The sequence below is a fragment of the Shewanella sp. SNU WT4 genome (assembly GCF_006494715.1).
Lineage (GTDB): Bacteria > Pseudomonadota > Gammaproteobacteria > Enterobacterales > Shewanellaceae > Shewanella.
This window is the reverse complement of the sequence record NZ_CP041151.1, coordinates 1,717,904-1,730,045: the sequence shown is the minus strand read 5'-3', so window position 1 is coordinate 1,730,045 and position 12,142 is coordinate 1,717,904. Positions and strand designations below refer to the sequence as shown.

Genomic DNA, 12,142 nt, shown 5'->3' with positions numbered 1-12,142 from the left:
GCGACTGTTAAGTGATGAGGATAAGCACGCTATTATGGCTGAGCTGCCAAGGCGCAAACAGAGCTTTATCGGAAATTGATAGTGCGGCAATACGCGAGTGATGACATAAGTTAAGCATTTGCTTATGCCATCACTTAGCGCCTGATATTACTTCTTCATCATGGCTTTTAAATCTGCGAACGGGTTAAAGGTCGCCGCCGCTTGCTTACCTTCAGAGGTACCGCCAAACTGCACTAACTCTTCAAAGCGTGAATGCTCATTATCGTGGCAATATAAGCACAAGAGTTCCCAGTTAGAACCATCTGAGGGATTGTTATCATGATTGTGATCTCTATGATGCACAGTCAATTCGCGTAAATTCTTATGGGTAAAATCCCGTGAGCAACGACCACATACCCAAGGGTAAAGTTTTAATGCCTTTTCACGGTAGCCTTGCTCGCGGTTAGCTTGGTAAGCGCGTTGCTCGGCTAATACTTTATCTAGTTTGCTCATGGTCATGGGGTTATCTCAACGTCATTAATTACCACTATTATTCCACTTTTGTTGCCCTTTGATAAAACAAAAAAAGCCGCCAAGTGGCGACTTTTTGTAGAAATAGCGCGCTTGCCCTAGTTCTTGAGGTCTTTTTCCATATCTTCATAAGAAGTATGACGAACATCTTTGCCTTTGACGTAGTAAATCACGTATTCACAGATGTTTTTACAGCGATCGCCAACACGCTCAACAGCGCGGGCAGCCCACAATACATCTAATACGCCAGGAATGGAGCGCGGATCTTCCATCATATAGGTCATGAGCTGGCGAATGATGCTTTCATATTCAGCGTCAAGCTTGGCATCGCTCTTATGAATTTCAAGGGCGGCTTCAGCGTCCATACGCGCCAGCGCATCTAAAGTTTGATGTAAGGTGCGCGTGGCATGGCGGCCCATGTTTTCAATGCTTACCAGTAATGGCTGCTGATTATTAGTGCGCTTTTCTAAGGCCGCTTTGGCAATCCGCACACAAGCATCACCAATACGCTCTAGATCAGTAATGGTTTTAGAAATGGCAATAATCAGGCGTAAATCACTGGCTGCAGGTTGGCGCTTAGCTATGATGCGAGTGCACTGACTATCTATGTCCACTTCCATGCCATTAATGCGGCGATCGCCTTCAATCACTTGCTGAGCTAATTCCACATTGATGGTGGCTAAGGCATCGAGTGCTAACTCTAACTGGCGCTCAACCATACCGCCCATGGTCAGTACCCGATGGCGAATATCATCTAGTTCAGCATTAAACTGACCAGAAATATGTTTATTAAGATTCATATCTTCCATTGTCACTATCCTTTGCGCTAGTTTACGTGATTTACCGAACCCACCCAAGAATTGCCTCGATTAACCGTATCGTCCTGTGATGTAGTCTTCAGTCTTTTTCAGTTTTGGCGTGGTAAATAAGGTATTGGTATCGCCGTATTCCACCAAATCACCCATATACATAAAGGCGGTTTGATCTGACACCCGCGCCGCTTGCTGCATGTTATGGGTCACTATCACCACAGTGAATTGATTTTTAAGATCTGAAATCAGCTCTTCAATGGTCAAGGTTGAAATTGGGTCAAGGGCCGAGGTTGGCTCATCGAGCAATAACACTTCAGGTTCAATGGCAATGGCGCGCGCTATCACCAGACGCTGCTGTTGACCGCCCGATAACCCAAAGGCGTTTTCGTGCAATCTGTCTTTTACTTCTTCCCACAAGGCTGCGCCGCGAAGCGAACGCTCACACGCTTCATCTAAATCGCGGCGATTATTTATGCCTTGCAGTCTTAAACCGTACACCACGTTCTCATAAATTGATTTTGGAAATGGATTCGGGCGTTGGAACACCATGCCCACGTTGCGGCGCAGCGCAGCCACGTCCACCCCTTTATCATAGATATTTTGGCCATTAAGGTTAATTTTACCTGTGATATGGCAGTTATCGACCAAATCATTCATGCGGTTAATGCAGCGCAACAAGGTCGACTTACCGCAGCCACTCGGGCCAATAAAGGCGGTGACTTTAGATTTAGGTATTTTCATCGACACATCAATTAACGCCGGCTTATTGCCGTACTTGAGCCCTAAATTAACAATTTCTAGGGCAATATCGGCCGCAGGTAAATTGGCGACATCTAAGCTGTTGGTACTCATAGTACTGGTATCAAGTGCAATCATGTTTTTATTCCTAGTGCTCAGTAGCAAACTAAAACCAAACTAATGCCAAATTAATGCTGCAAAATTAATGCTCTAATGAGCGATATTTTTCACGAAGATGGTTACGTATGCCAATGGCGGTAATGTTCAAGGCCATAATCACCCCCACTAATAAGAATGAGGTGGCATACACTAATGGCCGCGCCGCTTCGACATTGGGGCTTTGGAAGCCCACATCATAAATATGGAAACCTAAGTGCATAAACTTTCTATCTAAATGCACGAATGGGAAGTTCCAATCTAACGGTAAGGTCGGGGCTAATTTCACCACGCCCACCAGCATTAACGGTGCTACTTCACCGGCCGCGCGGGCTACCGCTAAAATCAAACCTGTCATAATGGCTGGGCTTGCCATAGGAATAACAATCCGCCACAAGGTCTCAGCTTTGGTTGCCCCTAAGGCTAAGCTGCCTTGGCGCACTGCACTTGGAATGCGCGATAAGCCTTCTTCGGTGGAGACGATAACCACAGGCAAAGTCAAAATGGCCAAGGTTAATGCTGACCATAGTACGCCAGGGGAGCCAAAGGTCGGCGCTGGCAATGCTTCAGGGTAAAACAGTTGGTCGATAGAGCCGCCCATCATGTATACAAAGAAGCCTAAACCAAACACACCGTACACAATCGAAGGCACGCCGGCTAAGTTAATCACGGCAATGCGGATCATCTTAGTGATAGGGCCTTTTTTGGCATACTCGTGCAAGAACACGGCAGCGATAACCCCAAATGGCGTCACTATCACGGCCATTAACATCACCATGAATACGGTACCGAATATGGCTGGGAATACCCCGCCCTCGGTATTGGCTTCACGCGGGTCATCCACCACAAAGCCTGCCATAGCACTTAGCCAATGGGTGACCTTTTGGCCAAAATGTAAATCGTTAGGGTAAGAGATAGCGAGCACTTGGCTTAGGTTTAAGCGCACGTCTTGACCGCGCATATCTTTAACCACCACGCTATCACGCTCAGCTTGCTTGCGATAATCAAACAAGGTTTGCTCTAACACCAGATAATCGCTATTAAGCACATCGATTTGCGCTTGAATTTCAAGCTTAGCGGCGTCCGTTAACTCACCATCAAGCTGCAATTTACGTTGCTTTAAGCGTAAACGCTCAAGTTCATGGTTAATGGCGCCAATATCACGCTTTTGCAGCGTAAGTGCTTGCTCACCTAACTCAAGGGCTCTGCCCACATGCTCATTTAGGCTTAACGCTAAGTTAGAGGTGGTTAGCGCTTCACCATCCACTAACACCGACTGTGGATAGCCATAAAAATTACCATTTTTAGCGCGCTCAAAAATCGCAATATCTTTTGGCTCAGAGCGGCTAACTATGTCAGTTGCCAGTACCCAGCGAAAATCTAAACCTACGATTTCACGGTTACCGGTTTTAATTAAATAGCGCGTAATAAACTCATCTGGCGGCGTCGCAAACTCATAACCTGAGGCGATTAAGCGCTCGCTTGGCACTTGCTCTTGGTCATAAATTTGGCCGATTAAACTTGAGCTATTGCCTTGGCTATCTTGCAATTGCCATTCGTATACTGTGGTCGGCCAAAAGAAACTTAAGCCGCGCCATGATATTAATAACAGCAATCCCAGCACAGAAATTAGGCTTAAGCTAACTGCCCCACCTGTCATCCAAATCCAAGGTGAGCCGGATTTAAACCAGTTACCCATTGTGACTCCCGCTAATCATTATTTTAATCAATTTAAGTTATTGGCGATTACAGTGAGCTATAACGTTCACGTAAGCGCTGGCGCACCAATTCTGCAATAGTGTTGAAGAAAAAGGTGAATATAAACAATACGAAAGCAGCTAAGAACAATACCCGGTAATGAGTACTGCCTATGGCCGATTCTGGCATTTCTACCGCAATGTTGGCCGATAAGCTGCGCATACCTTCAAGCACGCTCCACTCCATAATTGGGGTATTACCTGTGGCCATAAGTACAATCATGGTTTCCCCCACAGCGCGACCTAAGCCCATCATTACCGCCGAAAATATGCCTGGACTTGCGGTTAATAACACCACCCGCGTTAAGGTTTGCCATTGAGTAGCCCCTAAGGCTAATGAGCCGTTAGATAAATGGCGTGGCACCGAGAAAATCGCATCTTCAGCAATCGAGTAAATGGTTGGGATAACCGCAAAACCCATGGCGATACCGACAACTAAGGCGTTACGTTGATCAAAGGTGATACCTAAATCATTGGTAATAAACATGCGAGTATTACCATTAAACAGCCATAGCTCCACCAATGGGCTTAGACTAAAGCAGCCATAGGCCACTAACACCAAAATCGGTATCAATAACAGCTCGCGATAAGTATCAGGCACCACTTCTTTAAATTGGGCTGGGGTTAAGAACCATAAGAAGGCGCTGATAATCATGCTTAACGGCAGTAAGATAATTAAGGCCACTACCGCCGGCAGGTTGTGTTCAATCAAAGGCGCGAGCCATAATCCTGCTAAGAAACCTAAGATCACTGTGGGCAGGGCTTCCATGATTTCAATGGTCGGCTTAACTATGCCGCGCACTTTGGCTGACATAAAGTAAGCGGTATACACAGCCGCGCCGATGGCGATTGGTATGGCAAATAATAGCGCGTACATGGCCGCTTTCATGGTACCGAACACTAGCGGCATTAAGCTTAACTTGGCTTCAAAATCATCTGAGCCTGAGGTCGATTGCCACACATATTTGGGTTCAGGGTAGCCTTCATACCAGACTTTGCTCCATAACGAGCTCCAAGAAACCTCAGGGTGTGAGTTTTCAACCTTAAACAGGTGCAGTCTATTGTTAGCATCCACCACTAAGGCATTTGAGCGCGGGCTAAAGCCCATGCTGTTGACTGTACCTAAGTCATAATACTCATCAAATAATTGCCGCTGACTGGTGGTGTAGAGCAGTGACAGTTCACCTTTATCAGTTATCGCCACAAAGCTCTTACGATAAAATTCTGCGGCCATGTGGGTAACGCCAGACTCTAATCTAAAGTCACGTATCCACTCATATAAGCGCCCTTTAGGACTTAATACTTGGAAGTATTGATTAATCACGCCATCGCTATAAGCCACCAGCACTGAGCTGGCACCGGCTAATAAGTTAATATCGGTGATCTTATGATTAGCACGCTTTAAATCAACGACTTGAGATAAATTCACTTCATCTTCGTAGCGAATGTCGTAAATATATAGCTTGTTACCTGAATGCATGAATAACTGGCGCTGATCTGGGGTCATCAACATTTCTTGCACGTTTTTAGGCGTTTCTGGCAGCGCAACGCTAGTTTGCGTCCACTCCACCTCTTCGGTCATGCGGTTTTCTTCACCCACCACCCGCGTTAGCCACCACTGCTGCTTAGCGTCTTGATAGGTAAAGCTCATTTTCTTTAAGTTAGCAGCAAACGCTAAACGATTAACGCTTTCACCCGTCATCAATTGTACTGGCGCTATCGGGTATCTGACCTTAGGCGTGACTAAACGCACATTGCCTGGATAACTCACACCAAAATCAATCTGACCAATCACGACTTGGCCATTATCTAAACCTAATGCAAAGCGCTTAGTCTCAGGAGTTGATACTGCTATGCTAGTGATTTTGGTATTGGCAGGCAGGGGCGGAGTCGTGGTTTCAATCACACTGCCATCTAACGCACGGAAAAACTCCACTTGGCCAGTATCGGCTAAGCGGAACAAGACTTCATTTTGCTCGTCACTCCCCACCAGCACACTCTTGTTATCCGTTAACTGATAGGGAATGTTTTTTTGCAGACTGACATCCGCGCCATCAAAAATGGGCTTAATCACATACAGCAAATAGAAAAATATCAGTAATAGCGCCACAAACACTAACACGCCACCTAAGGTAACGCTGGCCTCAGTAAGTTTATCTTTAATGAGACGACTCTTAGCACCACGAGTGCTATTTAAGATGTTTTTAGCGGGTTTCATCAGTGGACTTGGATGGCTGTCCATTTAGTACCTCTATTATTTATTGCTTGTACGAGTATTGAGATCCAAAACTGTGATGTGTTATCACTAGACTCAAATGCCAACAACCTTATTGACGCCATTATATGACGCTAATATGACAATCATGTTACTAAGACAATATAAGGACATTCCCATGGCAAGATATCTGTTAACGCTGCAAGTTCCCGATAGAACGGGTCTGGTTGAACTCATCGCTAGCGACATTAGCCGCCACCATGGCACTTGGCTCGACTCGCAGTTAATCCATCTCGATGGCATATTTGCCGCCATCATTCAGATTGCCGCTCCAGAAGATCAAATTGATGCTCTGATTGAAAATATCGAATGTATCGATGGTCTGAGTCTACAGTATCAAAAGCTTGGGCAAACTCAGGTCAATCATAGTGTCAATTGGGAAATCGTGGCCTACGATAGAATCGGTTTAGTTAGAGATATTGCTAATATAATCAGCTCACTAAATATTAACATTGAATATTTCGCCAGCCAACTGGATCATGCCGAACACACAGGCGTCCCCTTATTTAGGGCGCAGTTGAGCCTTGCCAATCTGTCTGAAACTAAGGCCAAGGCCTTAATGGATAGTCTTTACCAACTTGGTGACGACGTAGTGATAGATAAAATCGATTAGAACCTACCAGCCTGCACAAGCGATTCCTGATACAATGGCGCGTTAATTCGCGCTTTTTTTATGACAAGGAAATAAATATGCAAGGCACATTGGTAAAGATGCGCACTCACCTCGATGCTGACAATGGAGTGCAGTACCACTTGCCGGTCGGAGATCAATCATTACACCTCAACCCTGTGATCGGCAAAACGTTGACCTTGAATTTCAGCGGTCAGATTTTCTGTTGCCATTGCGGTAAAAAGACCAAAAAAAGTTATGCGCAAGGCCATTGTTATCCTTGTATGCAAAAACTGGCCAGTTGCGACATGTGTATTATGAAGCCCGAAACTTGTCACTATGATCAAGGCACTTGCCGCGAGCCTGAATGGGGCCAGAAAAACTGCTACACCCCGCATTATGTCTATTTGGCCAATACCTCAGGGTTAAAAGTCGGCATTACTCGCCACACCCAAATCCCGACTCGCTGGTTAGATCAAGGCGCCACCCAAGGATTACCGATTTTAAAAGTCGCAAACCGCCAATTATCTGGGTTAGTGGAAGTGGAGTTGGCAAAATTAGTCAATGATAAGACCCATTGGCAAGCCATGCTTAAGGGCAATGCTGAAGATTTAGATTTAGCCGCGCAGGCAAAATTGTTACTGCCGCACATTGAAGCGCGCTTACAATCTCTGTTAGCAGAGCAAGGCCCAGATAGCATTGAAGTCTTGCATCAAGCAACTCAAGCCATTGATTTCCCAGTGACTGTGTTCCCAACAAAAGTAAAATCATTTAACGCGGATAAGCAACCGTTAATCAGCGGCGTATTAATGGGGATTAAGGGGCAGTATTTATTGTTTGATACTGGCGTCATCAATATCCGTAAATACACTGGCTATGACGTGCACGTATCAGTTTCTGAATAAGCCTATGGGCTAATGCTATTTTTGGCTTTGGGGCTTTGGCCGAGTACCAATGAGCTAAGACACAAGCGCTGCGATTAACCGCAGCGTTTTTTTACAATGACTCTTAGCTTTTATGGCAACTGTAACCGTAAAAATCATCCAAGGAGCGATAAAAACCCAATGACTCATATAAGGCTTGCCCTATGACATTGGTTTTACCGGTTAATAAATCCACCCGCCCAGCGCCAGCCGTAAAGCTGTAATCACACGCAGTTTGCATTAACTGCCGAGCAATGCCTTGCTGACGACCACTGTCAGCCACAAACAAGTCATACAAGATAACTATCTTAATGGCTTCGACTGAACAAAAACTCCAATACAACTGAGTGAACCCAAGTAATATATCCCCTTGGCTGGCAACAAAAATCACTGATTCGCCACTCGTTAAACGCTTACCAATAAAGTCTTCGGCCAAGGCCAAATCCGGCGGGCACTCATAAAATTGGCGATAAGCATCAAACAAGGGCGCAATTGCCTTAATATCTTGGCAAACGGCACGACGGATAGTAATAGTCATCATTCACCTGCGCTTAGCTGAGTTAACAGTAACACCCAAAGAAATGGCGACCATGTGAGACTCGCCTCTTATAACAGCCAAATATAGCGCTAATACCAGTGAATAACAGCCAATCCCTAAGGGATTAGGTATACTGCATTTTTTGTCAGTTAGATTGCCCATGAACACGCTGCAACTTTCACGCATTAACCTTAAACACTTGACCGTATTGCAAGTGTTACTGCAAACCATGAGCGTCACTAAAGCGGCTGAAAACTTGTGTTTAAGCCCATCGACTGTCAGTAAAACCTTGGCGCAATTACGCTTATTGTTAGGCGATGAGCTGTTTTTTCGTGAAGGCAATAAGCTTACCGCCACCCCAATCGCCTTAACACTCGCCCCCGCCCTGCACTCAGTATTAAGCAGCATGCAAGGTCTGTTGCAGCAACAAACTTTTGAACCCGCAAGCTTCCAAGGTTCATTTCGCATTGCCATGCGTGAAAGCAGTGTGGAGTTATTTGCCAATGCCTTATGTCAGCATTTATTGGCTCATTGCCCGCAGGCACAATTGACCTTGTACTCCAAAGAGCAGTACGGCATAGATGCCTTACTCAAAGGCTTAGTGGATGTCGTGATTTTACCCCACGATGTAAGTCAGCCGCCGACCCGTCATGATGACTTATTATGGCAACCACTAATGACAGATGAAATGGTGTGTTTGATGGCCGCCAATCATCCGCTGGCGGAACTTGATGCAATAACCACGGCGGATTATCTTAATTTTCGCCATATTGGCATTAATGATACTGAGCTAAATCAGCCCTATTTTGAATTACTGCTAGCGCAGCAATTTAGGCCGCGGGATATGGCATTAACTGTGGCGGATTTTGGTAGCGCGGCCTCCATGTGTCAGCACAGTCAGTTACTTTTTACTTGCTCTAAAGTCTGGGCGAGCCGCGCCTTACAGGCTAAAGTCTTAGTGCAAAAAACCTTACCCTTTGATTATGGTAAGGTCGCTTTTAGTTTAGTCTGGCACCCGCAAAGCTTAAACAACCCTGCGATTAAGTGGCTGCAACAGCAGCTAATTAGTGAGCTGAGTGAAACTCTTTAACGCCCATTTAGCCCATAAAGGGCATAGCTATATCGCGCCCTGAGTGCGCAATTAAGCCTTGCCTAAATTCAGCCATCTGCGCCTTAGTGCATTCAGGCCAAGTGGCGGCGCTGCCACGCACGCCGTGACGCCTAAAGCCATTTAAGCGAATAATGATGTCTGGGGGTAAAGCGGCGAGCCACTGCCCGACGTCACTGAACCAGTGCTCAAAATCACTATGCGCTGGAATATGCAGTAACCGCACTTCCGCCAGTTTGTTGGCCGCGGCTAAACAGGCAATGCTTGCAAACACTTGGCGATGACTGCGCCCTGTGAGGGTTTTATGCACGCTTTCATCCCACGCCTTAACATCCACCATAGCGCCGTCAAGATATGGCATTAATTGCTGCCAGCCACTCATGGCTAAATGGCCATTAGTATCTATGTAGCAGCTTAAATGCGCTAAACTGTCATGACTTTTTATCGCCTTAAATAGCGCCACTACAAAATCAAGCTGCATACTGGCTTCACCGCCACTAACAGTCACGCCACTTAAAAAGGCCGCGCGCGGCAATAACAATTCAAGCAATTGCGCTACCGTATAACGGCTTATTTTCGGGCTTGATTGATAACTGCAAACCTCTAGGCACTTGTCGCAATTGGTACATAACTCAGGTTGCCACAGCACTTTTGGTTTTTGAGCAGCTTTTTGAGCAGGCTTGTGAGTTGTTGTGGCCGTCATATCAGTCTTGCCAGCGTTTTCATTAACGCCACCGGCAACACTTAAGGCGCCTGTGGGGCAAGTTGCCACACAATCACCGCAATGATTACAATTTTTAATGGTGTGCGGGTTATGACAAGAACCGCAATTAAAATTGCAGCCTTGCAAAAAGATCACCATCCGATTACCCGGACCATCGACACAAGAAAAAGGTAAGATGCGGCTCACATTGGCCACTAACTCAGCGCCGGACTCACCGTCTAAGCCAGCCCCCATTTCAGCCCTTGCCTCAACCACAAGTGGCCGAGTGTCATCCGTCAACTCTACTAACGTAATACGCTCGGCCATCATCAGTCCCTTACTTAGCAGCAGCCATAAATAATGGTGACATTTCTTGGCTTACTACTCTTGGAGCGCGGTTTAACACTTTGGTTTTATCAGCCGCTTCTGCGCCTAAAAAGGTAGTGTTAGTGCGCGAGCCTTGCTCTTGATAAGTGGCGATATCAGACATTTTCACCATATAGCCTGTGATCCGCACTAAATCGTTACTGGCAACGTTAGCGGTAAACTCGCGGTAGCCATTGGCAAAGGCACCTAAACATAAGTCTTTTAAGGCGGCGGGATTGGCTTTAATGGTGGCATCGATAGTCAAAATATCACTAATGCCAGAAGGGTAGTATTTATGCTGCGGCGCCGTGGCTAGCACATAGCTCACAGGATCTGGCTCATGGCCATAAGCAATGCGCACCCCTGGCGTCACATCAATATCTAAGCTAATGCCGCCTTGGGCATGCAATAACGCGCGCCCTTGCCATGCAAATTGTGCCTCGGTGTTGGTGACTATGTCATGCAGGCGCGCTGATATCTCAAGTGCGAGTTTATTGGCGTTATCATCATGGCCATATCTGGCATCATTGCCTTCAAGGCTAAGCAAGGCGCTAACCGCCTCAGCCATGCCATAAATGCCGAACATAGGTACAAATCTGTCTTCAGCAATTAGGCCTTCAGTCACTAAAAAGCTATTAAAGAAGCCTGATTTTTCATGTAAATAAGCGCTTCGTGCCGCCATTAAGCTAAACACTCGCTCACTGTAATCCGGTAACAGATTGGTAAAGAAGTCATCGCGACTCGTGGCAAGCAAAGCCAATTCTTTAAGATTCAAACGTACTAAGGTATTGGCGCCGCCAGCCAGTGGCAGCGCGTTGTAACAGCTAACAATACCAAAACGGCCTTCACCAAACACTTGGTTATGCATTGGGGTGTTAGCGATATGCGGCTTACTGCATTCGGCAATATTGGCGCAGGCTTGCAACAGTAAATCGTCAGGCGTCACTTGCTGGTCATAATAGAAGGTCAAGTTAGGCGCTATCTGCTTAAGCTCAGCATCTATGGTTAAAATAGTGCGGCATACCAAGTTATCCCTCGGGCCAATATTCACATGCATAAAGGCATCGGGCAGAGTTCTATCAAGCATTATCCAAAAGCGGCGTAACTTGGTGTATACCTGCTCAGCTGTTAACTCGCCCACATACGGCATTAATAAGCTATCTAAGTGACCCAAAAATACTGGAATGCCAGTGACTGACGGCACATGGTGATAAATGATGGTAAGCAGATTGATGGCATCATCAAAATCTGTCGCTGGCGCTAACTCTAAGTATTCAGAGCCTTGGGTTAACAACACTTGATAATCTGGCAATACATATCTTGGTTTAAACGGCGCATTGCCTTCAAACATATCGCAAATGACCCCAGCGCTCATGGCCGCTAGCACCTTTGGGTCATCACAAGGATAAGGCATCATGCCTTCAGCTTCTAACGCCAACCACTGAGATTTTTGTTTAGCGGATAAATTAGCATTAGTGATAATTTTTTCGATATTAGCCTGAGTCATGAGAGTTACCCTTATTAATTGTGCGGGTATATTAACTAGGCAGGAGTCTAGCCACTATTGAAAAAACACTTAAGGCTGATTTCCATTTTGGAAATCGCATCGTCAATTGTTACATCCAGATGTGACACTTTGTATTTAT

At 45.9% G+C, this 12,142-nt stretch carries 11 protein-coding genes; 3 read left to right on the top strand and 8 right to left on the bottom strand.

Annotated elements, in window-relative coordinates:
* Positions 1–147 precede the first annotated feature (147 nt).
* The 5 genes from FJQ87_RS07785 to FJQ87_RS07765 all read right to left on the bottom strand — a co-directional run bounded on the left by FJQ87_RS07785 (position 148) and on the right by FJQ87_RS07765 (position 6,191).
* On the bottom strand, positions 148–498 hold the full coding sequence (locus FJQ87_RS07785; RefSeq protein ID WP_140932132.1) for a YajD family HNH nuclease: 351 nt from the start codon (positions 496–498) through the stop codon (positions 148–150).
* A 110-nt stretch (positions 499–608) separates the two neighbouring features.
* A complete protein-coding gene (phoU, locus tag FJQ87_RS07780) occupies positions 609–1,319 on the bottom strand; it encodes a phosphate signaling complex protein PhoU (protein ID WP_140932130.1) in 711 nt (236 codons plus the stop codon).
* Positions 1,320–1,379: 60 nt separating this feature from the next.
* A complete protein-coding gene (pstB, locus tag FJQ87_RS07775; RefSeq protein WP_140932128.1) occupies positions 1,380–2,198 on the bottom strand; it encodes a phosphate ABC transporter ATP-binding protein PstB in 819 nt (272 codons plus the stop codon).
* A 64-nt stretch (positions 2,199–2,262) separates the two neighbouring features.
* Entirely contained in the window at positions 2,263–3,915 is a 1,653-nt protein-coding gene (gene pstA, locus FJQ87_RS07770; protein WP_140932126.1) for a phosphate ABC transporter permease PstA, read from the bottom strand.
* 47 nt (positions 3,916–3,962) lie between these two features.
* Positions 3,963–6,191, bottom strand: coding sequence for an ABC transporter permease subunit (locus FJQ87_RS07765; protein ID WP_140934036.1), 2,229 nt, complete (start codon positions 6,189–6,191; stop codon positions 3,963–3,965).
* 175 nt (positions 6,192–6,366) lie between these two features.
* On the opposite strand from FJQ87_RS07765, the gene FJQ87_RS07760 reads away from it, so the two are divergent.
* Complete coding sequence (locus FJQ87_RS07760) at positions 6,367–6,861, top strand: ACT domain-containing protein (protein WP_140932124.1); 495 nt, start codon at positions 6,367–6,369, stop codon at positions 6,859–6,861.
* 77 nt (positions 6,862–6,938) lie between these two features.
* On the top strand, positions 6,939–7,763 hold the full coding sequence (locus FJQ87_RS07755) for a DUF2797 domain-containing protein (RefSeq protein WP_140932122.1): 825 nt from the start codon (positions 6,939–6,941) through the stop codon (positions 7,761–7,763).
* 103 nt (positions 7,764–7,866) lie between these two features.
* Here the strand turns inward: FJQ87_RS07755 and FJQ87_RS07750 are convergent, their stop codons facing one another.
* Complete coding sequence (locus FJQ87_RS07750; RefSeq protein WP_240778869.1) at positions 7,867–8,322, bottom strand: GNAT family N-acetyltransferase; 456 nt, start codon at positions 8,320–8,322, stop codon at positions 7,867–7,869.
* 157 nt (positions 8,323–8,479) lie between these two features.
* Between FJQ87_RS07750 and FJQ87_RS07745 the strand changes: the two genes are divergently transcribed.
* Positions 8,480–9,409 carry a LysR family transcriptional regulator gene (locus FJQ87_RS07745; protein ID WP_140932120.1) on the top strand — a complete coding sequence of 310 codons (930 nt, stop codon included), beginning with the start codon at positions 8,480–8,482 and terminating at the stop codon, positions 9,407–9,409.
* Positions 9,410–9,416: 7 nt separating this feature from the next.
* Here the strand turns inward: FJQ87_RS07745 and FJQ87_RS07740 are convergent, their stop codons facing one another.
* The gene (locus FJQ87_RS07740) at positions 9,417–10,460 is read right to left on the bottom strand and encodes a 4Fe-4S cluster-binding domain-containing protein (RefSeq protein ID WP_206194378.1); all 1,044 of its coding nucleotides are present in this window, start codon (positions 10,458–10,460) and stop codon (positions 9,417–9,419) included.
* A gap of 7 nt (positions 10,461–10,467) precedes the next feature.
* A complete protein-coding gene (locus tag FJQ87_RS07735) occupies positions 10,468–12,003 on the bottom strand; it encodes a YjjI family glycine radical enzyme (protein WP_140932118.1) in 1,536 nt (511 codons plus the stop codon).
* Positions 12,004–12,142 lie beyond the last annotated feature (139 nt).